Below are 25,845 nucleotides of genomic sequence, written 5' to 3'. Positions count from 1 at the left end.
AACACTCCTTCCCATTCCGAACAGGAAAGTTAAGCTCTATAGCGCCGATGGTACTGCATGGGAGACCGTGTGGGAGAGTAGGACGTTGCCAGGTATAGTGTGGCTCGATAGCTCAGTCGGTAGAGCAGAGGACTGAAAATCCTCGTGTCGCTGGTTCGATTCCTGCTCGAGCCACCATACAAAATTTCTGGGGGTATAGCTCAGCTGGGAGAGCACCTGCCTTGCACGCAGGGGGTCAGGAGTTCGAATCTCCTTACCTCCACCAGATAAAAAAGATGTTCAATTTGAACATCTTTTTTTATTTTCTTATTATTTGTTAGAAAATAATAAGAAAATACTCCACAAAATTGAAGGTTGAATGTGGATAAAATCCACAATTTGAATATTTTCTGTGGATAAAATTAAATAAAAGGTAAAACTTTTATAAGAAACCTTTAAGTTACATTATTTAGATTGTTAAATTATTAAGATATTGATAGAATTAAGTAGTAAATATATATAGAAAGAAAAGGAGACTTTAAAATGGAAAATAAAGTATTAGCAACAGTTGGTTCACAAGAAATAACTGAAAAAGAATTAAATGAAATAATATCAAAATATCCAGATGATAGAAAAGCGATGTTTGATAACGAACAAGGAAGAAAACAATTATTAGAACAAGTTATTTCTTTTGAATTATTAAACAAATTTGGAAGCGAATTAAAATTAGACGAAACTGATGAATACAAAGAAACTGTAAAACGTTTAGCTAAAGAAATTTTAACTCAAATGACTATAGCTAAGATCTTATCAGAAGTAACAGTTACAGATGAAGAAGCTAAAGCATACTACGAAGCTAACAAGGACAAATTTATGGAACAAGCAACAGTTTCAGCTAAACATATATTAGTAGAAAATGAAGGAGATGCTGTTAAGATAAAAGAAGAAATAGATAACGGTATGACTTTTGAAGATGCTGCTAAGAAGTACTCAAGCTGTCCATCAAAAGAACAAGGTGGAAATCTTGGAGTATTTGGTAGAGGTATGATGGTTCCAGAATTTGAAGATGCTGCTTTCGCTGCAGAAATAGGAAAAGTGACAGAACCAGTTAAAACACAATTTGGATATCACTTAATTTTAGTTGATTCTAAAAATGAAGCAGCTACAAAGACTTTTGAAGAAGTTAAGGATGCAGTTGTTCAACAATTAATGCAAGAAAGACAACAAAAAAAATATTTAGAAGTATTAAAAGAATTAGAAGCTAAATATGGAGTAACTAGAAAGTAATATTAATTTATTAAAAAAGGTAATTTTCAAAAGAAAATTACCTTTTTATTTTATATAAAATAATTTTAATTAAATTTATATGGAAAATATTGAAAATGCATTAATTAAAAATAAATTTCTTAATTATAAATGTATTAACTTGCCACTTTTTTAGCTGTTATTTCGGAAAAGTCTGTAATGAACTTGTCAGATGCTATTAAAAGCTTCTCTTTGTCATTTAAGCTTCGACTATCTTCAACAGCAATAACCTTCATACCAGCTTTTTTTGCCCCTCTAACAGCTTGTATTATATCTTCAAAGACTAAACAGTCTTTTGGGTCTACCCCTAACTTCTTAGCAGCTAATAGATATACATCTGGTTCATGTTTTCCAACGCTTACTTCATCTGTAAGAGTTATTGAGTCAAAATAATCATATATTCCATTACTTTTTAAAGCAGCCTCTAGAAGTTCTCGTGAGTTACTTGTTGCTAATGCTATTTTTATATTTAAGCTTTTTAAAAGATCTAAAAATTCCTTTACCCCACTTTTCAATTTAATATCAGTTGAATAATGATGATATGCCATAGTATTCCAAGAATTTTTTATTTCATCTAATGAATCATCTAAATTAAATCTTTCTTTAAAATATTTAGCTACTTGATTAAAACTTAAATGAGCAATTTCATCATTTAAATTTTCAGGAACTTGTATATTTTTTTCTGAAAGATAATCTTCATCTATTTTATCCCAAATCCACATAGAATCAATAAGAGTTCCATCTAAATCAAATATTGCGGCTTTTATATTTTGTAACATATTATGCCTCCCTTAAAATTTAAAAATACTTATATATTAAAAAATAAATATTTTAATTATTTTTATCTTTACAATCAAACATAATTAAAATTTATGTTTTTGTCAATAATAATAATATATAATAATAAAGGTATTAAAAGGAGATAAGAGTATGATATGGTTTATTTTAGGGTATGCTTTAATTGTATTAATAACAATTTCTTTATGTAAGGCTGCAAGTAGTGATAGAGAGTACATAGAGAAGTATGATGAAAAAGAAAAATAATAAACAAAAAAAGCTATGAATTAATTCATAGCTTTTTTTTATGGTCGGGGTGACAGGTCTCGAACCTGCGACCTCATGGTCCCAAACCATGCGCGCTACCATCTGCGCCACACCCCGTCGAATACAATGTCTATTATATGCAAAAATAGGACAATTGTCAACATGTTCATTTTTTATTCAAAAAGTATTACAATTTTGTAATTTTTATGTTATTATATAAATGTATTTTTTTGTAATAGAAAATGTTAGGTTATTCCTATGTAAACAATTACGGAAATTAATGCAATTTACAAAACTTTTTTTAAAAAATAGTTGACTTTAAGGAATATGTAATAAATTACGGTTGTACCGTTAATGATGTGATGATATAATAATAAATGTATTTCTAGTAGGAGACACAGAATTTGAAAGGGGGGGAGGTTCTTAGGAACCGATTAACTCATGAGAAAAAAAATTGTTGCTGCAATTATTGCAGGTATGTTAGTAGTAAATTCTGCTATTCCAGCATATGCTACTCCAACTAATAAAGAAGTAAACCAAGCAAGAGACGAATATGCCGAATTAGGGGCTAAGATAGCAAACGTACAAAATAAGATAGATGACTTAAATTCAAAAATAGAACCATTAGTACAAAAGGTACAAAATAACAAAACAGAAATTGCTAACACTGAAAAAGAAATGGGTACTACTCAAAAAGAAATAGAACAAACTAAGGAAAAGATGTCTGAACAAAAGGAAGTTCTTGGAGGAAGACTTAGAGAACTTTATAAATCAGGTGGACAAACTAGTTATATATCTTTAATTTTTGGTGCGCAAAATTTTTCAGATTTAATTAGTAGATTAGATTCTGCTAACAGATTAATACAATTAGATAAGAATGTTGTGGACGAGCTTGTTAATAACCAAAAGAGCTTAGACACTAAAATGACTTCTCTTCAAGATAAGGGAAAGAAATTAGAACAATTAAATAAAGAAACTAAAGAAGAATTAGGTAAATTTGAAAATTTAAAAGGTGAACAAGAGAAATTAATAAATGATGCTAAGAGTCAACAAAAAGATTTTGATGCTAAATATCTTTCAAGAGTTGAAAGACAAATAATATCAGGTCAATTAGCTGTTATTAATAGTTCAAGCAGTTCAATTGATGCTTTAAAGAGCGCAGTATCTCAATTAAAAGATATTAAAAATAATCAAATAAAGAGCCCAACTGTAATTTCTGAAATAGAATCAGCAATTTCAAAGGGAAATAGTGCAATATCACAAAAACAAGAAGCTGCATCACAAAGTTCTCCAAATAGAGGCGGATCAGCTAGTTCTTCATCAAATGGTGGCTCATCAAATAGTGGATCATCAAACGGTGGAGGTTCAACTCATAATGGAAGTACTTCAGCTATAATAAATGAAGCATATAGACATTTAGGAGCTAAATATGTTTGGGGAGCAACAGGCCCTAACACATTTGATTGTTCAGGATTTACAAGTTATGTTTATCGTAAAGCTGCAGGTGTTGGAATAGGTAGAACTACTTATGATCAAATTGGAGCAGGAAGAGCTGTATCAAGATCACAACTTCAACCAGGGGATTTAGTATTCCCAAGTACTCATCACGTTGGAATATACGTTGGTGGAGGAAGCATAATTCATGCACCTCAAACTGGAGATGTAGTTAAAGTATCACCAATATGGAGTTTCTACGCAGCAAGAAGAATATTAAACTAAAAATTAATTATAGTAAAATATAAAGGCCTTAGGTTTTTCTAAGGTCTTTTTGTTTTGCTTTTTAGAAAATCATATAGATTAATTAAGATAATAAGTATGTTGAGAAGTAATTTTTGTTAATGTATAATTAAAAAGAAATTTAAAATAGAAGGATGAAGAAAAGTATGGCGATAAACAATAATGTTAAAATAAAAGAAAATGAAAGTGTTGATGATTTACAGTTAAAAGGATTAATGCTTATACAAAAAAATGATGGATTTAGATTTGGCGTTGATGCTGTACTTCTTTCAGATTTTTCAAATATCAAAAGAAAGCATAGTGTTATAGATTTTTGTACTGGAACTGGAATAGTACCATTTTTAAGCTATGGTAAGTATTCTCCAAAGAATATAATTGGAATTGAAGTGCAAGAAGATATGGTAGAAATGGCTAATAGAAGTGTATTATTAAATGAAATAGATAATATTAATTTTATACATAGAGATTTAAAGGATACAGATTTTCTAAAAACATTAGAAAAGGTTGATGTAGTAACTGTTAATCCTCCATATAAATTAAATAATTCAGGAATAGTTAATCCTTCAGATAAATTATCAATTGCAAGACATGAAGTTTTGTGCAATTTAGAAGATGTAATAAAGGCTGCAAGGATTGTTCTTAAGGATAATGGAAGGTTGTTTATGGTTCATAGACCAGAAAGACTTGCTGACATAATTACTATTATGAGAGCTTATAAGATAGAGCCTAAAAGAATAAAGATGGTTCATCCAAATAAAAATAAAGCACCAAATATAGTTTTAGTTGAAGGTCAAAGAGATGGAAAAGCATTTTTAAAATGGGATGCTCCTCTTTATGTATATAATGAAGATGGAAGTTATTCAGATGAAATAAATAGAATTTATAACAGAGGGGAGAAATAGCAGAAAATGAGTGAAGGAAAGCTATATTTAGTACCTACTCCTATAGGTAATTTAAAGGATATAACATTAAGATCATTAGAAGCTCTAGAAAATGCAGATGTAATTGCTGCAGAGGATACTAGACAAACAATAAAATTATTAAATCATTTTAATATAAAAAAGACTTTAATAAGTTATCATATGCATAATGAACAAGGAAAAAGTGATGAAATATTAAATAGATTAAGAGATGGGGAAAAAATTGCACTAGTAAGTGATGCTGGGATGCCAGGAATTTCAGACCCTGGAAGTGTTATAGTTAAAAAGTGCATTGAAGAAGGACTTGATTTTGAGGTTTTACCTGGAGCAACAGCTTTTGCAACAGCTTTAATATATTCAGGATTAGATAGCAGTGCTTTTACCTTTAGAGGATTTATTCCAAGGGATACTAAGTCAAGAAAAATTGTAGTAGAAGAATTAAAAAATCAAAAGGAAACTTTGATTTTTTATGAAGCACCTCATAGATTATTAAGTACATTAACTTTTTTATTAGATAGTTTTGGAGATAGAAATATTGCAGCTTGTAGAGAACTTACAAAAATGCATGAAGAAATAGTTAGAGGAAAAGTTTCAGAAGTAATAGAACATTTTAAAAATAATTCTCCAAGAGGTGAATTTGTACTTGTTTTAGATGGATTAAGTGAAGAAGAAATTGAAAGAGAAAGTAGAGCAAGTTGGGAAGGATTATCTATTGAAGATCATATAATTAAATATATGGAAGATGGATTCAGCAAAAAAGATTCCATAAAAATGGTTGCAAAGGATAGAAAATTACCTAAAAATGAAGTATACAAATTTTCAACTAACTTATAAATTTATAAAAGTAGAAATATAATTAGACCAGATTTATTCTGGTCTTTTTTTATAGATAAACCAAAAACCACTGAATAGCCTCAGTGGTTTTTTTATGGTAACATATAAAAACATTTTAGGGGAATGTTTTTATATCTTTAATGCTTTTTTAAATAAATTTAATTTAAATAATGCTTATTTTAATCTTATCTCTTTAATTCAGCTAAACAGTTTTTGCAGATGTTCTTTCCTTTGTAGTTTACAACGTCTCTAGCGTCTCCACAGAAAATACAAGCTGGTTCATACTTTTTAAGAATGATTTGTTCACCGTCTACATATATTTCTAAAGCATCTTTCTCTGCTATATCTAGAGTTCTTCTTAACTCTATAGGAATAACTATTCTTCCTAATTCATCTACTCTTCTAACTACACCTGTTGATTTCATAAAAGTTTCCTCCTTAAATTATATACATTTAATATCGAACTTACAGGATTCTGCAATATTCGACAATTTACTATGTTATCTTACCAAAATTGTAATTTAAAGTCAACAGTAAAAATATTAAGTTTTATTTAACTACAAATTTTACTATTAAATACTACAATAATTAATATACTACCAAATTTTAGAAATGTCAATACTTTACAAATTAAAAAATGGCACTTATCTATTATAAAACTAAAAATGGCTTGGTTACAAGTATTAAAGGAAATATTATTATAAACCAAAATGATTTTAAATGAAAAATCCGTATATTATACTCTGAAATTTAAATAATTAATGAATAAATATTTAAAAAAAATAATATAATTTGTAGAAATGTGATATAAACATAATAATATTATTAAAATAGCAACATTGAACTTTAAAATGTTTTGAAATATTATTTAATAAGGGTATTATGTTTAAAAATAATTAATGGGGGAAGAATAAAATATAATAATGGTAAAAATAACTTGTAATAAGTTTATTTATACTATATAATAATATTAAGATTTAAATTGAGGTAAGGGTGAATAAGAATGAGTAAAAAAGTTACCGCAGATTATATTACTGAGCTTGCGGAAGTCTCTAAAAATAGTATGATTTCATATGATGATTTGCCAAGATACGATTTATTTTTATCACAAGTTATAGATTATTTAAATGATAAGTTTGTTGATGACAAATATACAAACAATATAGTTCAAAACTATATAAAAAGTGAAGTTATAACAAAGCCAGAGGATGGTAAAAAAAGAGGCTATACGAAATTACATTTGGTTCAACTAGTTTTATTAAGTTATATGAGACCAATACTTACAACAGAAGAGATAAAGAAGGTCTTTAGTTTAGCATTCAATGAAATTAATGATAGAAGTGATGATATAATATCTTGGGAAACAGCCTACAAGATGTTTGCAGAAACTCAAAAAGAAAGTTTAGATTCATTTTTGTCAACATCTGTAGATACTGAAGAAAAACTTGATGATATAATTAAAGAATTAAAATTAGATGGAAGTGAAGAAGAAAGAATTAGAACATTTCTACTAGTATTATCTTTAATAGCTCAAGCAAGTGTAATTAAAAAACTTGTACAAAAGATAGTAAATGAATATCATGAGGATTAATTAATTGATGATGATTTAACATCATCTTTTTTTTATTTTAAAATATAAATTAGATATAGTAAATTGTACTTAATTGAAATTAGTTTTGTAATTAATGATATAATTAAAATAATAGGTTAATTATAAAATGAAAACTTATATAATTATATAATATTTTTATTTTTTTATAAATGAAGGAGGTACATTATGTTTGAATTAGAAAAAGCTATAATAATAACTAATAATGACCGAGTAGCTCAAAAATATAAAGATAAATTACAAATTAAACTTTTAGATACATATGAAGAAGTTTTAATTAATACTCGAGATTTAATATATGATAGACATATTCTACTTACACATCCACAGGCTTCAAGTTTAAAACCTAATCAGACACCTTATAGGTCTGTTGTTGTTTATCCAAAGGAGAATAATGATAATACAAAGGATATAATAATGATAGAAAATTGTATAAATACTTTTAGACAGTGGCAAGAAATTGTACCTACTCCTAAGCAATATGAAGAAGGTATTGCCTATGATTTTAAAACTATTGATCTTTCAGTTATTGAAAATATTATTCCAAAAATATTATAAATTAAAGGTAATTATATAAAATTTTTGGGAAAGGACAGAAGGGATAATAAGCGATATGGATTTAAATTTGAATTATTTTAAAGGTCTTTCAAGGAAAGAATATATTGAAAAAACTTATGAAATTATTGAAAAAGAAGGTATAAATGCAGTAACAATTAGGCGTATAGCAAAAGAATTAGGTTGTTCATCAGCTAGCCTTTATAGATATTTTAGCAGTAGAGAAGAACTTTTATATTTTGCTGAACTTAGAGTGCTTACAGGATATATAAATAGACTTAATGAAGCTCAGAAACATTGGAAAAATGTTTGGGATATATATGTAGGTATATGGGATTGCTATGCAAGAGAAGCTTTTTCAAATCCAGAAGCTTATAATCTATTATTTTTTACATTTGATAGTGGAAATTTTACTAATTCTATACAAGAATATTATAGTATGTTTCCAGAGGATATAAAATATACTAATAGTTTTTTTTATAAGATGTTACAAACATCAGATTTTATGGGAAGAGATTTTGAAGTTTGCAAAATGTGTATTTCAGAAGGAGCATTATCATTAAAAAATGCTACACAAATGAATAGAATATCCTGTACTCTTTATAAGGGATATTTAAAAACAATACTTGATGAAGGTATTAATCCTGAAGATATAAATAGTAGAGTAAATGAATTTATATCTGACCTTGAAATAACAGTATTTAATCTTGCATCAGATTTAAAGGGATATAAAGGATATAAAAGTAACTTTTCAGATTAATAAATAAAACTATATATAATAGAAGAAAAAATTTTTTATATATAAATTTTGAAAAAAGATAGCTTAAATGTTATCTTTTTTTTTAATAATTAATATTTTTATATTGTGTACATATACTTTTTAATGAAGGAGTTTATTTATGTATTACTAAAACCCATAATATTCAGAATAATACAAATATTCTTAAAACTTATTGATTTTAACATTAGTTAGGTATATAGTAGAATTATAAGTTATCACGATAACATAAAGTTTCTAAATTATATTAAAGTCTAATAATATTTTCATCCTAAGTATTTCATAAGTCCTCATTTATTATCATTTAAGTTTTCAAATAATATAAATTATAAGTTTTTTTATACTAATGTTATCTAGATAACATTAGTATAAAAAAATAAAGGAGGAAGATTTTTATGAAATTAGAATTAGGTAAAATCTTTATAAAAGATATTCAATTTGCAGAGAATACTTTTATAAAAGATAACATTCTTTATGTAAATAAAGAAGAAGTTGAATCTATGGTTTTAGAAGATGACAAGCTTATAGGTTGTCACCTTGACATTGCAAGACCTGGAGATAGCACTAGAATTACTCCAGTAAAAGACGTTATTGAGCCAAGGACAAAAGTAAGTGGTGGAGAAATATTCCCAGGTGTAATTGGAAAGGTTACTCCTACAGTTGGATCTGGAAGAACTCATGCACTTGAAGGTTGTACAGTAGTAACTGTAGGCCGTATAGTTGGGTTCCAAGAAGGTGTAATTGATATGAGTGGACCAGCAGCAGAATATTGCCCTTTTTCAAAAACAGTAAATCTTTGTGTAGTAATTGAACCTAAGGAAAATTTAGAAACTCATGTATATGAGAAGGCTGGACGTCTTGCAGGACTTAAAGTAGCCACATACTTAGGGGAAGTAGCTAAAAATCTTAATCCAGATGAAATTCAAACCTTTGAAACAAAATCTATATTTGAACAAGCAAAAATGTACCCAGACCTACCTAAAATAGGATATGTTCACATGCTTCAGTCTCAAGGACTTTTGCATGATACTTATTATTATGGTGTAGATGCAAAGAACTTTGTTCCTACATTTATGTATCCAACAGAAATAATGGATGGAGCTATAATTTCAGGAAACTGTGTTGCACCATGTGATAAAGTTACAACATATCATCACTTTCACAATCCGGTTATAGAAGACTGCTATAAACATCATGGAAAAGATATTAATTTTATGGGAGTTATTCTTACTAATGAAAACGTATTCCTTTCAGACAAAGAAAGACATTCTGATATGGTTGCCAAAATTGCAGAATGGATGGAACTTGATGGAGTTATTATAACTGAAGAAGGTTATGGAAATCCAGATACTGACCTTATGATGAATTGCCGTAAAGTAGAGGAGAAAGGAATAAAAGTTGTTCTTATAACTGATGAATTCCCAGGAAAAGATGGTAAATCTCAATCTCTTGCAGATACATGTGCAGAAGCTACAGCTCTTGCATCATGTGGACAAGGAAATGCTACACTTAATTTCCCTGTTATGGACAAAGTAATTGGAACAATGGAATATATTGAAAATCAAATTGGTGGTTGGGCTGGATGTGTAAATCCAGATGGATCTTTTGAAGCAGAACTTCAAATTATTATTGCATCAACAATAGCTAATGGATTTAATAAATTAGCTGCTAGAGGATATTAAGAAAGGAGAGATAACTATGGCTAAGTATAAGATAGTACATTATATAAACCAATTCTTTGCAGGAATTGGAGGAGAAGAAAAAGCTGACTATATGCCAGAAATGAGAGATGGTATTGTAGGACCTGGAAAAGCTTTAAAAAGTGCTTTAGGGGACGAATATGATATAGCAGCAACAATAATTTGTGGAGATAATTACTTTGGAGAGAATCTTGATACAGCAACAGATACTATAATTGAAATGGTGAAAAAAGTAAATCCAGATATTTTCGTTGCAGGTCCAGCTTTTAATGCAGGACGTTATGGAGTTGCTTGTGGAACTATTTGTAAGGCTGTAGAAGAAAGATTAGGAATTCCAGTAATTACAGCAGAATATGAAGAAAATCCAGGAACTGATATGTTTAAAAAGGATGTAATTATTGTAAAAACAGGTAATTCATCAGCTGATATGAGAAATGTAATGAAAAAAATGGCTAATATAATTAAGAAAATAGCTACAGGAGAAGAAATTTTAGGACCAGATGTTGAAGGATATCATGAAAGAGGAATTAGAGTAAATTATTTTGCAGATGAAAGAGGATCTGAAAGAGCTATAAATATGTTAGTTAAAAAGATAAAAGGTGATGAATTTAAAACAGATCTTCCTATGCCTACATTTGATAAAGTTGAACCAGCAGAGCCTATTGAAGATATAAAGAAGGCTAAAATTGCTATTGTAACTTCAGGTGGGATTGTTCCAGTAGGTAATCCAGATCATATAGAATCTTCAAATGCAACTAAATTTGGAGTTTATTCAATTGAAGGAATGGATGAAATGACTTCAGAAAAATTCACTACTATACATGGTGGATATGATAGACAATTTGTTATGGAAAATCCTAATTTAGTAGTACCACTTGATGTACTTCGTGAACTTAAAGAAGAAGGAGAATTTGGAGACCTTGTTGAGTATTTTTGCTCTACAACAGGAACAGGAACAGCAACAGGTTCAGCTGCAAAGTTTGGGGATGAAATAGGTAAAAAATTTATTGATGAACATGTTGATGGAGTTATACTTGTTAGCACATGAGGAACTTGTACACGTTGCGGTGCAACAATGGTTAAAGGTATAGAAAAGTATGGTATTCCAGTAGTTCATATGGCAACTGTAGTTCCAATTTCAGTAACTATAGGGGCAAATCGTATAATTCCTGGTGTAGGTATTCCTTATCCGCTTGGAGATCCAAGACTTGGGGATATTGATTCTAAAAAATTACGTAAGAAGATGGTTAAAAGGGCATTAAAGGCACTTACTATACCTGTAACAGAACAAACTATATTTGAAAAAGATAATTTATAATAATCCTTTAATTTTAAATTACGGTGCGTAGGGATAAGCTGTGCACCGTATTTTTAAAACCTAATAGTTTAAAAAGATAAATTGAATTTTTGGATTATGTGGGAATTAAATGAAAATAAATATTAAAGGAGTGTTGATTATGAATGAGAATTATGAAAAGATAAATTGGAAAAAAGTAATAATTTTAGCTGGAGCTATTATCGCATTTACCATTGGTTCAGGATTTGCTACAGGACAGGAAATAATACAATACTACACAGCTTATGGAACAAAAAATATTCTTGTAATATTAGTTTTTGCAGTAGCTTTTTTATATTATAATTTTAATTTTTCTAAAGCAGGTGCAGAGCAGCATTTTGAAAGAGGTAATGATGTTTATAAATATTTTTGTGGTAAATATGTAGGAACATTTTGTGATTATTATTCTACACTTTTTTGCTACATGTCTTTCTTTGTTATGGTTGGAGGAGCAGCATCAACATTAAATCAGCAGTATGAGATTCCCCAGTGGGTAGGTGGAACAATTCTTGTGGTACTTGTTATATTTACAGTATCAAAGGGACTTAACTCATTAGTAGATGCCATTGGAATAGTTGGACCAGCCATAGTAATACTTTGCATTATAATTGGGTTAATAACATGCTTTAAAGATGGATCTAATATAGGTGAAGGATTAGAAGTAATAAAATCTGGAGCATATGCTGGTGCAATAAATGGTGAAACAATTAAAAATGCAGGGTCAAATTGGTTAATGTCAGGATTATCCTATGCAGGATTTGTACTATTATGGTTTGCAAGTTTTACATCAGCATTAGGATCAAAAAATAAAGAAAAGGAACTTAATTATGGAATAATAGGAGGAACAGTAGCAGTTTGTATAGCTATAGCACTTGTTTCATTTGCACAAATAGCAAATATAAATACTACAATAAATGGCGTAAAATATGTGTGGAATGCGGATATTCCAAATTTAATTTTAGCATCTAAAATATGGAAACCATTTGCATCTATTTTTGCAATTGTTGTATTTGCAGGTATATATACAACAGCTGTACCACTTTTATATAATCCAGCATCAAGATTTGCAGATGAAGGTACAAAAAAATTTAAGATTTTAACAATAGTCCTTGGAGTAGTTGGGCTTATAATTGGATTATTTATTCCATTTAGAGCATTAATCAATGTTATATATGTTGTTAATGGATATGTAGGTGCAATACTTATAGCCTTTATGCTTTTCAAAAATATAAAGGATTTTATGGCAAAAAGAAAATTAGAAGTTTAATAATATATAGTAATTAAAATTTTAAAGGTACTAGGATAAAATATATCCTAGTGCCTTTTTAGGTTGGATGAAATAAATATTTTATAATTAAGTAAGAAAGTTAAGAGAAATTTTTTTTATAATTATAAATTGGCATATTTATAATTATAAGGAGGGATGATAAGATGGATGATTTTATTCAAATAGTTGGAAATGTTGGGTTTCCTATAGCAATATCAATGTATTTACTTATTAGGATAGAGGGGAAATTGGAAATACTTACAAATAGCATAAATAATTTATCTAATGTTATGAGTAAATTTGAAAAGTAATGTATAATTATAGCTAAAGATAAGTTTGAGAGGAATTAAATATGGAAAAGGAAGTTATAAGAGAATCTGTAAGAGGATTAGTAGAATTTATACTTAAAAATGGAAGTATTGATAGTAGATTTTCAACTTCAAAAAGAGCTGTTTTAGGAATAAGAGCTCATCAAAAGCTTCAAAAAAGTAATGAGAAGATTTTTGAAAAATATGAGAAGGAAGTTTATTTAAGTGAAGAATTTGAGCTTGAAAGCTTCCTTCTAAAACTTGAAGGTAGAGCTGATGGTATAATCCATGAAGGAAATGATATTATAATTGAAGAAATTAAGTCAACCTATAAACCTTTATTGGAAATTAATGACGATAATGAATTACATTGGGCTCAAGCTAAAGTTTATGGGTATATATATTCTATTCAAAATAATATAGAAACTATAGATATACAGTTAAGTTATTATCAATTAGAAAGTGATGAAGTTAAAAGTTTTAGGAGAAGATATTCATTAAAGGATTTAGAAGAATTCTTAAATGAAATAATGCTTAAATATGAAAAATACATAGTATTATCAGTAAATCATAGAGATAAGAGAAATAACTCAATAAAGAGGTTAGAATTTCCCTTTAAGAAATATAGAGAAGGTCAATTAAAACTTGCCAAAGCTGTTTATGGAACTATGAGGGATGGTAAAGTACTATTTGCTCAGGCACCTACTGGAATTGGTAAGACTATATCTACAATATTTCCTTCTGTTAAAGCTTTAGGGGAAGGAATAAAGGAGAAGATCTTTTATTTAACAGCAAAGACAGTAAATGGTGAGGTTGCAGAAAATACATTTAATATTCTTAGGGAAGAGGGATTAGACTTTAGAAGTATTACTTTAACTGCAAAGCAAAAGATTTGCTTAAATGATAAAGTTAGTTGTAATCCAGATGAGTGCAAATATGCAGCTTCTTATTATGATAAAAGTAAGGCTGTAATATATGATTTATTAAAGAAAAGTGGTCATATTGATAGGGAACTTATAACAAAATTAAGTAAGGAACATGAAATATGCCCCTTTGAACTTTCTTTAGATATGATTAATTGGTGCGACGGAGTAATTTGCGATTATAATTACATTTTTGATAAGAGAGTAGGCTTAAAAAGAGTTGTAGAAGATATGGGTGATGAAATTGCCTTACTTATTGATGAGGGACATAACTTAGTTGATAGAGGAAGAAGCATGTATTCAGCAACTTTAAGTAAATCAAAAATCTTATATATTAGAAGAAAGATTAAAGGTAAGGTTCCAAACATTTATAAAATAGTAAATAGAATAAATTCTTATTTTGTAGAGCTTAGAAGAGAATGTGAAAGTAGAGAAGAAAATAATTATTATCAAAAAGAAGAACCTAAAAAGTTGTATAAAGATTTAAGAAAATTTATAACTGAAAGTGAAGATTTATTAATTAAATTAAAAGGTGAAGAATATTATGATGAATTCATAGACCTTTATTTTGATATAAATAAGTTCCTTGGAATAAGTGAATATTATGGAGAGGATTATGTAACTTATATAGATACATACAAAGAAGAAGTTAATATAACTTTATTTTGTGTTAATCCAGCAGAAAAAATAAAAAATATTACAGATATAATAAAGGGAACAGTAATATTTTCAGCAACATTAGCTCCTATTGATTACTATATAGAGTTATTAGGTGGCAATGAGGAATCCTATAGGTTAAGGTTAAAATCACCCTTTGATAGTAGTAAATTTGATGTGAATTTGTGTTCTGTTAATACTAGATTTAAATTTAGAAAAAATACAATTAAAAATGTAGAAGAACAAATTAGAGGATTTTTAAAAGATGTTAATGGAAATTGTTTAGTGTTTTTCCCTTCATATGATTATTTAGAGTTATTTATTAATGGATTAAATGAGGAGTTTGAAGGATATACTAAAATGGTTCAAAGTAGAGAAATGACTGAAAGTGATAGAGAAAATTTTATTAATGAATTTAGAACTAAAAATAATTTAGTAGGTTTTTGTGTACTTGGTGGAATATTTTCAGAGGGGATAGATTTACCAGGGGATATGTTAATTGGTACTATTATTATAGGTGTAGGATATCCTAAAATTTCTATTGAAAGAGAAATAATTAAAGATTACTTTGAAAAAAAGGGATATGATTATTCATATATTTATCCAGGAATAAATAAAGTTCTTCAAGCAGTAGGTAGGGTTATTAGAACTGAAGAGGATGAAGGAAAAGCTCTTCTTATTGATGATAGATATTTAACATCAAAATATAAAAGTCTAATTCCTAAGGAGTGGAATTAAAAATAGTTTAAAAAGTAACTTTAAAAAATTTATATTTATAGTGTTACTGTAAAAAGAGTATTTTAAAATATTATATATTTAATAAAAAGGCAAAATAATAAATTACTAAAACATTAGATTTTTAGTAAGATTATATTATTTTGCCTTTTTAATTTGTATTATTCAGATAAAGTTATTGTATATGAACATTCAAAAGAGTCATTAACATCTAAAGATCTAACACCATCTTTATCCTTAAATTCTTCATTAAAATCATAGAAATCTCCATGTCCATACCAAGGTTCTATACATACAAATGGTGAACCTGTAGCTTTAGACCAAAAAGCCATATATGGGAATCCATCAAAATCCATAGTAACAGATTTATTGCTAACTTTTGATTTTAATGATACAACATTTGATTTTAATGTATCAAAAACTATTGTATTATCTTTTACAAATAGGTCATTTGTTATATCTATTATATTTTCATTGTTAAGATAAGGTTTTCTTGAAGCTTTGTCAAAGAATCCATCTTCAGTAATTCCCATTATATCAGCAGTTTCTTTTTTGTTAAATTCAAGATAGTAATCTGTGAATTTTTCATCTTCTCCAATTGGGCATAAGAAAGCTGGATGAGCTCCTATTGAAAAATACATTGTTTTATCATCTAAGTTAGTAACTATATAAGTAACTTTAACTCCATTTTCAATAAGTGTATATTTTATTTTTAGTGAAAATTTAAAAGGATACATTTTTAATGTTTCATTTGAATATTTTAATTCAAATGTAATTGAGTCTTCAGTTTTTTCTACAACTTCATAGTCAGAAATTCTTCCAATACCATGAGATGGTATTTCGTAGGATTTGCCATCTACAATAATTTTAGAATCTGTAACTTTGCCAACGATTGGGAAAAGGATTGGTGAACTATATTTCCAGTACTTAGGATCTCTATTCCATAAGTATTCGATTTCATTTTCCTTTAAAATTAAATTGTGAAGTTCTCCACCATATGTACTAGCCTTTATTTTGATTGTTGAATTTTCAAGTGTGTGTAACAAATGAAAACACTTCCTTTCGTAATATGTTATTTTGTAATATATTATAAATTATACTATATAAGTAATTATGAATACATAATAATATTTTATAAATGTAAAATATTATTATAAAGAAAATATATTTTAATATAATAATAAAAGTATTTTTGTTACAATATAATAATAAGTATAATATATATTAAAAAAAGAATTTTAAAATATGAGTTATATTGGTGAGATTATGAAAAATAGAAGAAAAAATAATAATGGTAAAAAATCAACTATGGATATTATTATATATCTATTTGTTAAAGTTAATAGGGATGATATATTTGCACTAGCATCTCAATTAGCTTATTATTTAATACTGGCTTTTTTCCCTTTTTTAGTTTTTTTAATTACCCTTATTGGATTTAGTAATTTAAATTCTAATGAGATTTTATCAGGACTACAAAGAATATTGCCAACAGCTGTATATCAACTAACATCAAATACTGTTGCAGAGGCTGTAGATTCTCAACACACAGGGTTATTAGGAGTGTCTATAATAGTAACTATATGGGCAGCATCATCTGCTTTTAGAGCAGTTATAAAGGGTGTTAATAAAGCTTATAACATAAAGGAAGATAGATCCTTTATTAAAAGGTCTATAATAGGAATAATAAGTGTAGTTGCCCTTGCCCTTACAATTATATGTACATTAGCTATGCTTGTATTTGGTGATCTTATAGGAAAATTTTTAAATAATGTTCTTCCCTTTGAGCATTTAATAAATTTTATTTGGAACATATTAAGATATGCAATTATAATTGTTATGATGATTGTAGTTTTTGCTGCAATATATAAAGTAGCACCAGCTAAGAAGGTTACCTTCAGAAGTACAATACCAGGTGCAATAACTACAACTATAGGATGGTTAATAGTTTCTCTTATATTTTCATTTTATGTAAATAATTTTAGTCATTATTCTAGACTTTATGGTAGTTTATGGACTGTATTTGTTTTAATGACTTGGCTTTTTATAACTTCAATGGTATTTATTTTTGGAGTAGAGGTAAATTCAGTTTTAGATAATGAAAGCAAAAAGAGGATACAATAAAATTATTGTATCCTCTTTTATTATTATTTTTCATATCCGTTAGGATGATTTTTATGAAAGTTCCAAGCTGTTTCTATTATAGTTTCTACACTATTAAATTTAGGTTTCCAATTAAGTTCATTCATAGCTTTTTCACTTGAAGCTATAAGAACTGCAGGATCTCCTGGTCTACGCTCTACAACTTCTGCAGGAATAGGATGGTTAGTAACTTTTCTTGCAATTTCAATCATTTCTTTTACTGAGAAGCCTGTACCATTTCCTAAATTATAAATTCTACTTTCTCCACCATTTCTTAATCTTTCAAGAGCAAGAGAGTGTGCGGAGGCTAAGTCTGATACGTGTATATAATCTCTTATACAACTACCATCTTTAGTGTTATAATCATCTCCAAAAATTAGTATCTTATCACGTTTTCCAAGGGCAACATTTAGTATTAGTGGAATTAAGTGAGACTCTGGAGAGTGGTCTTCTCCTATTTTACCGTTTATATGAGCACCTGCTGCATTAAAATATCTAAGAGTAGTATATTTTATTCCGTAAGCACGATCACACCAATTTAAAATTTTCTCAACAATTAATTTTGATTCTCCATAAGCATTTGTTGGAATTGTTTTGCTATCTTCTAATATTGGTATTTCATCAGGCTCACCATAAGTGGCAGCTGTTGAAGAAAATACAATATATTTTACGTTATGATCCTTCATAGCTTCAAGAAGATTTATTGTTCCATAGATATTATTGTTAAAGTACTTTAATGGTTCAGTCATACTTTCACCTACTAAAGAATAAGCAGCGAAATCAATTACAGCTTCTATATCATTTTCGGTAAAAACTTTATCTAATATTTTTCTGTCTCTTAAATCACCAACATATAGTTTTCCACCAAGAAGTGCATCTTTGTGACCTTTTTCAAGGTTATCCAAAACAACAACTTCATGTCCATTTTCTAATAATTCTGCAACCATGTGGCTTCCTATATATCCGGCACCCCCACAGACTAATATTGACATATAATCCCTCCTATTTATTTGAAAATTTTATAACTCATCTTACTATCAGAATAATTATACCATCAAAGTTATTTAAATATAATACTTTAATATGAATAAAATTTACAAATAAGGAAATACTTCTAGATGTAATTAGTCAGGAGGTTTTAATATATGAATAAAATAGTATTACTTGGAAAATTAATTAGGGACCCTGAACTTAGATATTTAGAAAATAGTGATAAAGTAAATACAAAGTTTATGATTGCTGTTGAAAGAAGTTTTAAGTCATCAGATGGTACAAGAAAATCAGATTTAATTCCTGTAACTGTGTGGGGAAAGAAAGCTGAGGTTATATGTAAATATCTTAAAAAGGGAGATTACATAAGTTTAAGTGGTAGGTTAAGAACTGGAAGTTATGAAGATAAAGATGGCACAAAAAAATATATTGCTGAAGTAGTTACAGAAGATTTTAAATTTGTAAGCAGGAGAAGAGATGAAAATAACTCCTTTCAGGAGAAAAATAAAGCTATAGATTAGAAAGAAAATAAAATCTTTTAGAATATATTGTAATTTTGTAAATAGATGTGTTATAATGTATTTAGAATTTATGGTAACGTATTCACGTTTCAATTATGGTTATTTAGGGAAAATGAGAAGGAGAGCCGCAAGGCTCTTTTTTGTTTGCCTAAATATAAATTAAAGAAAATAATTTATTATATAAACTTCAATTTAAAAAATTTAACTTATATTTAAAAGTCATAGACATAGTCTATGGCTTATTTTAATAATAATTGTTCAAAAAGAACTGTTATTATTTAAAAGATATAAATAAAATGTTAATAAAAATTATTTTATTAACAAAAATGAAATAAAATTAAAAAAAAGTTCATTAAATTTATTGAAAAAAGTATTTTATAAATGTAAAATGAAGAAAAGTCAGGTTTAGAAGGTGAGATATTGATAGTAAATAGAAGAGAATTAAAATATTCAGTAAGTGAAAGGGAATATTTTAGACTTATTAATGTATTTAAAAATTTACTTACAGAGGATGCTAACAATAAAAAATATGGCTATAAAATAAGAAGTTTATATTTTGATTCAATAAATAATGATGATTATTACAGCAAGATATCAGGAGAAGAAGTTAGAAAGAAAATACGTCTTAGAATTTATGATGTAGATGATGAATTAGTAAAACTTGAAATAAAGAGAAAATTAAATATAAATCAAATAAAAGAAACAACTTTAATAAGTAGGGAGGATGCTAAAGCTTTAATAAATAAAGACTATAGTGTTCTTCTTAAATATGATGACAATATAGCAAAGACCGCTTATAACATAATGACATTAGGACAATATTCACCTGTTGTTTTAGTTGAATACAATAGGAGAGCATACATTCATAAAGAAAATAGAATAAGAGTTACTTTAGATAGTGATATGAGGTCAAATGAAACAAACTTTGATTTATTTTCTAAGGATGTAGTATTAATGCCAATATTTAATATGTATGATTCAATACTGGAAGTAAAGTATGATGGAGAACTTTTTTGTTGGATATCAGATCTTTTAAAGGGTAAAGATATAGTTAATCAATCTCTAAGTAAATATTGTTCAGGAAGAAAATTTTTTGAAAGTTACTTAGCTTAAAAATGGAGGGTTTATGAAAGAAATAATTTATAATTATTTAGCATCTAATAAAGGTGATTTAACTTTATTAAAGGCTATGGAAATTTTAACAATAGCATTAATATTAGCTTTTGTAGTTTTTTTTACTTACAAAATTACATTTAGTGGAGTTTTATATAATAGAAAATTTAATATATCTCTTGTAATGTTAACCTTAGTTACAACAATAGTAATGCTTGTAATAGGAAGTGATATAGCATTGTCACTAGGTATGGTTGGAGCTCTTTCTATAGTTCGTTTTCGTACAGCAATAAAGGATCCAAGGGATACTGCTTATATTTTTTGGTGTATTGCAATAGGTCTTTGTGTTGGAACTCAAAATTATATGATAGCAATAGTAGGTTCATTTTTTATATGTATAATACTTAGCTTATTTGGAATGTCTGGTGTAGGGAAAGAAGATAGATATATCCTAATAATAAGAGGGGCTAGATCAAAGGAAGAAGAAATTATGGGATGTGTATTTAACTCATTTAAGGGATGTCAGCTTAGAGCAAAAAATTCATCAGAAACTAATATTGAATTAGTTTATCAAATAAAGATAAAAGGCAATAATGATGAAAAAATAATAGATAGTCTTTATAACATTGGGGAAATTGATGTTGTTAATATTGTTGCTCAAAATGGAGAAACAATAGGGTAGGTGGACAAGCTATGCATAAAACAATATTAAAGATAATTGCAGCCTTGTTATTATTAGTAATGGCAACAATACTATCTATTACTATTAATTTTGAAAAAATGAAAGATAAGTCAAATAGATTAGTAAATAAAGAAGAGAATGAAGATGAGTTTGGATTTAATTTACCTGTTGTAGTTATTGATATTGGAAATGGAAAGTTAAATAGAGATGAAAAAATAAAAGGAAATATAAAAATATACAACAGAGGAGAAGAAGGATCTAAAAATTATTTATCTGATGCTCCAGAAGTTATTTCGGATATTTTAATAAAAATAAGGGGGAATTCATCTGCAAATTATCCAAAACTTCAATATTCAATAGAGCTTTTAAAAGAAAATGGAGAGAAGAGAGATAAGAAACTTCTTGGAATGGCAGAAGATTCAGATTGGGTTTTAAATGGACCTTTTGCTGATAAATCATTAATTAGAAACTATTTAGCTTATACTGTTTCAGATAAAATTATGGATTATGCACCAAAGGCAAAGTTTTGTGAAGTGTTTGTAGTAGATGGCTCAAGTAAAAATATAAAGAAGAGTCATTATAAAGGACTTTATTTAATGACTGAAAAAATAAAGATTGGAAAGAAAAAAGTTAATATTCATGAAACTCATAAAAATAGTGATGAAACAAGTTTTATAGCATCAAAGGATAGAATTAAAAATGATATTGATTTTAAAACCTATGGTAAGCAAACATTTTTATATGATTATGGTGTTATATCAACTTATCCAAAGAAAAATATAACAGAAAAAAATATAGAATATATAAATAAAACAATTAGTGAATTTGAAAGAGCCTTATATGGCAACAAATTTAATAATTTAAAAGAGGGATATAGAAAATATATAGATGAGAATTCATTTATTGATTATTACATAATAAATGAATTTTTCCAAAATACAGATGCTGGAGTCTTTAGTTTTTATTTTCATAAAGATTATGGAGAAAAAATTAAGGCTGGGCCAGTTTGGGATTTTAATATAGCTATGGGAAACAACAAGGTTACTGGTAATTATTATATTCCAAATGGATTTTATATGAATCAAACTTCTTGGTTTGATAGATTACTTGAAGATAAGCTTTTTGTAACAAGTCTTATTGGAAGATATAGGATTTTAAGAAATACTTATTTAAGTGATGAATACTTAACAAAAACAATTGATGAGGCAGTTAAAGAAATAGGACCAGCAAAGGATAGAAATTTTAGTGTTTGGCCAATGGAACTTTGCAATGAATCAGATGTATTTATAAAGTATGGATTTGACCACTTTAAAGATTTTAATAATAATCCTGAGAAGTTAGTTAAATATTTTAAAGATAATCCTAAAATGCTAGAAAAAAATAATAGACAGGCTAAGAGTTATGAAGAGGAAATAACAAAACTTAAAAAGTTTATAGTAGATAGAGGAAAATGGATGGATGACAATATAGAAAAACTTTATAAGTGGACTAAGTAACTAGGAAGGAAGGGAAAGGTGAAGAGGTTTTTAATATTTTGTACTTGCATATTTATAATTTTTTCGGGTATTAAGTATGGGTTAAAGGAGAATCCTAAAGAATTTAGTGAAGTTAATTATTTTACAAAAGTAGAAGGGGAAAATATAACCCTTTATAAAGATAATAATTTTAAAACTTTCGAAATAAGAGGAATAAATTTAGAAGGAGTTAAACCAGGAGAATTTCCAGTTGAAGACAATATATCAAAGGAAGAATACTTAAAGTGGCTTAATGAAATTTACAATATGAATGTTAATACAATAAGAGTTAAGGATTTACTTACAGAAAGTTTTTATGAAGCCTTTTATGAATTTAATAAGGATAAAGAAGACCCCTTATATTTAATTCAGGGAATAAATTATGATGAAATAAGCTTAAAAGATGGTAAGGATATTCAAGATAAAGATTTAAGCAAAAACTTTAAAGATTATGCAAAATTTGTAGTAGATTCAATACATGGAAATAAATTTAATAATACAAATAAAAAGTTATTTGGCAAGTATGAAAATGATGTATCAAAATATGTAATAGCTTATACAATAGGCTTAGACTGGTCTGTTCAAGATATAATATACACAGAAATAATGAATGACAGTAAAGAATATAAGGGAGAATATTTCAAAACTGAAGAAGGTGCATCAGATTTTGAAGTATATTTAGCAAAATTAGCAGATGATGTTGTAAGTTATGAAAGTAATAGATATGGAAATCAAAGACTTATAACATTTTTATCATCAATTGAATATTCAATGGGAAAAGATAGTGATGTAGCTCATGACAAAAGATATGTAGATATAAATAATATAAAAGGAACAGAAAAGTTAAAGACAGGGATATTCCTTTCTTATAATCTTTATGAAACTTATTTAAGTAAATTAAATGAAAAAGATAGTATTAAAGATATATTACAAGAAATAAATAAAAAAGAAAATAATCCTGTAGTAATAACAGAATATGGAGCATCAACAAGTAGGATAGGAGATTATTATGGAGATAAAACTTACCTTACAGAAAGAGAACAAGGGGAGAGAATTGTAAAGTTATATAGAGAAATAAAAAGTTCAGGATGTTCTGGAAGCATAATAAATGAATGGCAGGATGCTTGGTATAAAACAGCTTGGAACACAGTAGATTTTACTATATTAGATGGAAATGCAAGTTGGAAAGATAGTACAACTTATAGTCAGTCTTATGGAATATTATCCTTTGAACCTGGAGAAGAAAGTAGAGCTTCATATGTAGATGAAAGTATAAAAGAATGGAAAAAAGAAGATAGAGTAAGTACTTCAAAAAATTTAGAAATATCAGCAAAAAGTGATTCTGAATATATATATTTAATGGTAAGAGGAATAAATGGATTCAATATAAATAATAAAGAAATATTTATAGATTTAGATACAACAAAAAAATCAGGATCTAAAGTAAGCAGTGAACACAATCTTAAATTTGAAAATGAAGTGGATTTTTTATTAGATATAAAAGATAAGGACAATTCAAAAATGTTAATTCATGAATATTATAATCCACAAAGTTTTATAAAGGATAAGTCAAAATTAAAAATACGTCCAGATATAATTGAAAGAACAAAAAATATGGACAAATTCTCAAAAATGATGAGATATTTAAGACCAAAAACTTATTCAGAGAGGGAAATTTTAATAAATGAAATAGAAGTTGAAGCTGGAAAGCTTATATATGGAAATAGCAATCCATCAAGTAAAGAGTATAATTCAGCTAGTGATTTTTATAGGGGAGATAATTTTGTAGAAGTTAGAATACCTTATAGTTTATTAAATTTTATGGATCCATCACAGAAGAAGATACAGGATGATTATTATGAAAATTTCAGTTTTGAGCCAATTACTATAGATGAAATAAATATAGGAGCTACAGTAAAGGCAGATAAAGGGAATTCAATAAGGTTAGAAAGTAATAATTATAACCTTAAATCATGGACAAAACCTAAGTATCATGAAAGATTAAAGGAGTCTTATTATATAATCAAAAAAGAATTTTCAGGTAAGGAAGGGGGAAACTGATGGAGTTTATAACATATATTTTTGATAGTATAAAATTTTTTGTCTATATAATACTTTGTGCAAGTTTATATATTGTATTTGATGGATATATGTATAAAAAAACAGAAAAGAGTAAAGAAAAAATAAAAAAGCACTTTAAAGAAGAAATTCTTTATGAATTAAATAGTATAAAGAATCATAAAAACTTAAAAGAATATGAATTAGATAGTATAAAAAATAAAATTAAAAAAAGAAAATATGAGGAAGTATTTAATGAAACAATTTCAGAATTTAATGCAATAGATGATAACTATAAAGTTACAAAAATATATATGGAATATTATCAAGATTATATTAAAAAACTTATAAAAAAGTTTAAAAATAGTGATGATATTAAGAAGGTTTATATAGTATCTCTATTAGGAGAATATGGGCTAGATAAGGATTATATAAATAACTTTTTAAAGAGAGTAATAAATACAAAATCATCCTATTTAAGATTTGCTATTTTAACTTCAATATCAAAAATAGGTAATAAAAAAGTTTTTATAGAAATTCTAGAAAGTATATCTAAAACTAAATTTAATATAAATGAAAAAATATTAATTGATATAATGGATAACTTTAAAAGTGATATGAATTTATTAGATAAAGAAATATTAACAAATTTTGATAAGTTTGATTCAAAAATTAAATCTATAGTTGTTAAACACTTTTCTAATACTAAATTTAAAGAGGCATCTTTAAAACTTTTAAATATTTTAAAGGATGAAGATGAAAATAGAGAGTTAAGACTTAGTATTTTAGACTATTTTAAAAATGTTAAATTTGAAAAAGCAAAGGATACATTACTATTAAATTTAAAATCTAAAGAGTGGGAATTTAGAGCATTAACAGCAAAAACATTAAAAAATTATAATGAAGAAAAGGTAATTAAGGCTTTATTAGAAAGCATAACAGATTTAAATTGGTATGTTAAATTTAACTCTGCAAATTCTCTTTTAAGTTTTAACTTAGAAGAGGAAATAGTACAAGATATTTATAACAATGAAGATGAAGGTGCAAGGGAGATTTTATCCTATGCTATGAAGTTAAAGGAAGATGAAAGTAGAAAATTTTATTATGAAGCTGCTTTAACAATTACAAATTAAAATGG

General features: G+C 27.2%; 23 protein-coding genes, 3 tRNA genes and 1 rRNA gene. 22 read left to right on the top strand and 5 right to left on the bottom strand.

From position 1 onward, the window contains the following. The 4 genes from rrf to J2S18_RS13590 all read left to right on the top strand — a co-directional run. Positions 1-94 (top strand): 5S ribosomal RNA (gene rrf, locus J2S18_RS13605); the annotation flags it as partial. A 7-nt stretch (positions 95-101) separates the two neighbouring features. Next, positions 102-177 (top strand) — tRNA-Phe (locus tag J2S18_RS13600). A gap of 12 nt (positions 178-189) precedes the next feature. Then, a tRNA-Ala gene (locus J2S18_RS13595) sits at positions 190-265 on the top strand. Between the two features lie 257 nt (positions 266-522). Continuing rightward, on the top strand, positions 523-1,266 hold the full coding sequence (locus tag J2S18_RS13590; RefSeq protein WP_307487584.1) for a peptidylprolyl isomerase: 744 nt from the start codon (positions 523-525) through the stop codon (positions 1,264-1,266). A gap of 134 nt (positions 1,267-1,400) precedes the next feature. Here J2S18_RS13590 and J2S18_RS13585 read toward each other — a convergent pair whose 3' ends face one another. Together J2S18_RS13585 and J2S18_RS13580 are read right to left on the bottom strand one after the other, a co-directional pair. Beyond that, positions 1,401-2,063: an HAD family hydrolase gene (locus J2S18_RS13585; protein ID WP_307487582.1), complete on the bottom strand. Its 663-nt coding sequence runs from the start codon at positions 2,061-2,063 to the stop codon at positions 1,401-1,403. A gap of 306 nt (positions 2,064-2,369) precedes the next feature. Continuing rightward, a tRNA-Pro gene (locus J2S18_RS13580) sits at positions 2,370-2,445 on the bottom strand. A 324-nt stretch (positions 2,446-2,769) separates the two neighbouring features. Between J2S18_RS13580 and J2S18_RS13575 the strand changes: the two genes are divergently transcribed. The 3 genes from J2S18_RS13575 (at position 2,770) to rsmI (ending at position 5,819) form a co-directional block, all read left to right on the top strand. Continuing rightward, complete coding sequence (locus tag J2S18_RS13575; RefSeq protein ID WP_307487581.1) at positions 2,770-4,047, top strand: C40 family peptidase; 1,278 nt, start codon at positions 2,770-2,772, stop codon at positions 4,045-4,047. A 152-nt stretch (positions 4,048-4,199) separates the two neighbouring features. Beyond that, positions 4,200-4,967, top strand: a complete 768-nt coding sequence (locus tag J2S18_RS13570; RefSeq protein WP_370873853.1) for a tRNA1(Val) (adenine(37)-N6)-methyltransferase — start codon at positions 4,200-4,202, stop codon at positions 4,965-4,967. A 6-nt stretch (positions 4,968-4,973) separates the two neighbouring features. Further along, positions 4,974-5,819: a 16S rRNA (cytidine(1402)-2'-O)-methyltransferase gene (gene rsmI / locus J2S18_RS13565; protein ID WP_307487578.1), complete on the top strand. Its 846-nt coding sequence runs from the start codon at positions 4,974-4,976 to the stop codon at positions 5,817-5,819. A gap of 185 nt (positions 5,820-6,004) precedes the next feature. Here rsmI and J2S18_RS13560 read toward each other — a convergent pair whose 3' ends face one another. After that, a complete protein-coding gene (locus J2S18_RS13560) occupies positions 6,005-6,244 on the bottom strand; it encodes an AbrB/MazE/SpoVT family DNA-binding domain-containing protein (RefSeq protein WP_039311870.1) in 240 nt (79 codons plus the stop codon). Positions 6,245-6,822: 578 nt separating this feature from the next. Between J2S18_RS13560 and J2S18_RS13555 the strand changes: the two genes are divergently transcribed. From J2S18_RS13555 to J2S18_RS13520, 8 genes are all read left to right on the top strand, one after another. Beyond that, entirely contained in the window at positions 6,823-7,410 is a 588-nt protein-coding gene (locus J2S18_RS13555; RefSeq protein WP_307487567.1) for a DUF1836 domain-containing protein, read from the top strand. A 186-nt stretch (positions 7,411-7,596) separates the two neighbouring features. Next, positions 7,597-7,986, top strand: coding sequence for a GrdX family protein (locus J2S18_RS13550; protein WP_307487565.1), 390 nt, complete (start codon positions 7,597-7,599; stop codon positions 7,984-7,986). A gap of 55 nt (positions 7,987-8,041) precedes the next feature. Beyond that, a complete protein-coding gene (locus J2S18_RS13545; RefSeq protein ID WP_307487563.1) occupies positions 8,042-8,743 on the top strand; it encodes a TetR/AcrR family transcriptional regulator in 702 nt (233 codons plus the stop codon). Between the two features lie 413 nt (positions 8,744-9,156). Continuing rightward, the gene (gene grdG, locus J2S18_RS13540) at positions 9,157-10,443 is read left to right on the top strand and encodes a sarcosine reductase complex component B subunit alpha (RefSeq protein WP_307487562.1); all 1,287 of its coding nucleotides are present in this window, start codon (positions 9,157-9,159) and stop codon (positions 10,441-10,443) included. Between the two features lie 16 nt (positions 10,444-10,459). Then, complete coding sequence (gene grdF, locus J2S18_RS13535) at positions 10,460-11,779, top strand: sarcosine reductase complex component B subunit beta (RefSeq protein ID WP_307487560.1); 1,320 nt, start codon at positions 10,460-10,462, stop codon at positions 11,777-11,779. Positions 11,780-11,918: 139 nt separating this feature from the next. After that, positions 11,919-13,064 (top strand): YkvI family membrane protein, encoded by a 1,146-nt coding sequence (locus J2S18_RS13530; protein ID WP_307487559.1) that lies wholly within the window; start codon positions 11,919-11,921, stop codon positions 13,062-13,064. 164 nt (positions 13,065-13,228) lie between these two features. Then, the gene (locus tag J2S18_RS13525) at positions 13,229-13,375 is read left to right on the top strand and encodes a YvrJ family protein (protein ID WP_209797355.1); all 147 of its coding nucleotides are present in this window, start codon (positions 13,229-13,231) and stop codon (positions 13,373-13,375) included. A 41-nt stretch (positions 13,376-13,416) separates the two neighbouring features. Next, positions 13,417-15,690 carry an ATP-dependent DNA helicase gene (locus tag J2S18_RS13520; RefSeq protein WP_307487557.1) on the top strand — a complete coding sequence of 758 codons (2,274 nt, stop codon included), beginning with the start codon at positions 13,417-13,419 and terminating at the stop codon, positions 15,688-15,690. A 158-nt stretch (positions 15,691-15,848) separates the two neighbouring features. Here the strand turns inward: J2S18_RS13520 and J2S18_RS13515 are convergent, their stop codons facing one another. After that, on the bottom strand, positions 15,849-16,733 hold the full coding sequence (locus J2S18_RS13515; protein WP_307487555.1) for an aldose 1-epimerase family protein: 885 nt from the start codon (positions 16,731-16,733) through the stop codon (positions 15,849-15,851). A gap of 220 nt (positions 16,734-16,953) precedes the next feature. Between J2S18_RS13515 and J2S18_RS13510 the strand changes: the two genes are divergently transcribed. Continuing rightward, the gene (locus tag J2S18_RS13510; RefSeq protein WP_307487553.1) at positions 16,954-17,811 is read left to right on the top strand and encodes a YihY/virulence factor BrkB family protein; all 858 of its coding nucleotides are present in this window, start codon (positions 16,954-16,956) and stop codon (positions 17,809-17,811) included. A gap of 23 nt (positions 17,812-17,834) precedes the next feature. Here the strand turns inward: J2S18_RS13510 and galE are convergent, their stop codons facing one another. Then, entirely contained in the window at positions 17,835-18,821 is a 987-nt protein-coding gene (gene galE, locus J2S18_RS13505; protein WP_307487551.1) for a UDP-glucose 4-epimerase GalE, read from the bottom strand. Between the two features lie 153 nt (positions 18,822-18,974). On the opposite strand from galE, the gene J2S18_RS13500 reads away from it, so the two are divergent. From J2S18_RS13500 to J2S18_RS13475, 6 genes are all read left to right on the top strand, one after another. Beyond that, the gene (locus J2S18_RS13500; protein ID WP_307487549.1) at positions 18,975-19,340 is read left to right on the top strand and encodes a single-stranded DNA-binding protein; all 366 of its coding nucleotides are present in this window, start codon (positions 18,975-18,977) and stop codon (positions 19,338-19,340) included. 420 nt (positions 19,341-19,760) lie between these two features. Next, positions 19,761-20,453, top strand: coding sequence for a polyphosphate polymerase domain-containing protein (locus J2S18_RS13495; RefSeq protein WP_307487547.1), 693 nt, complete (start codon positions 19,761-19,763; stop codon positions 20,451-20,453). A 13-nt stretch (positions 20,454-20,466) separates the two neighbouring features. Continuing rightward, positions 20,467-21,135: a DUF4956 domain-containing protein gene (locus J2S18_RS13490; RefSeq protein ID WP_209797348.1), complete on the top strand. Its 669-nt coding sequence runs from the start codon at positions 20,467-20,469 to the stop codon at positions 21,133-21,135. Between the two features lie 11 nt (positions 21,136-21,146). Continuing rightward, on the top strand, positions 21,147-22,631 hold the full coding sequence (locus J2S18_RS13485; protein WP_307487545.1) for a CotH kinase family protein: 1,485 nt from the start codon (positions 21,147-21,149) through the stop codon (positions 22,629-22,631). An 18-nt stretch (positions 22,632-22,649) separates the two neighbouring features. Continuing rightward, entirely contained in the window at positions 22,650-24,710 is a 2,061-nt protein-coding gene (locus tag J2S18_RS13480) for a hypothetical protein (RefSeq protein WP_307487543.1), read from the top strand. Beyond that, positions 24,710-25,840 (top strand): HEAT repeat domain-containing protein, encoded by a 1,131-nt coding sequence (locus J2S18_RS13475; protein WP_307487542.1) that lies wholly within the window; start codon positions 24,710-24,712, stop codon positions 25,838-25,840. Before J2S18_RS13480 ends, J2S18_RS13475 begins: the two co-directional genes overlap by 1 nt. The last annotated feature ends 5 nt before the right edge of the window (positions 25,841-25,845 follow it).

Source organism: Eubacterium multiforme (assembly GCF_030813415.1).
Lineage (GTDB): Bacteria > Bacillota > Clostridia > Clostridiales > Clostridiaceae > Clostridium > Clostridium multiforme.
Note: the sequence above shows the minus strand (reverse complement) of the source record. Positions and strands in the feature narration are given on the sequence as shown.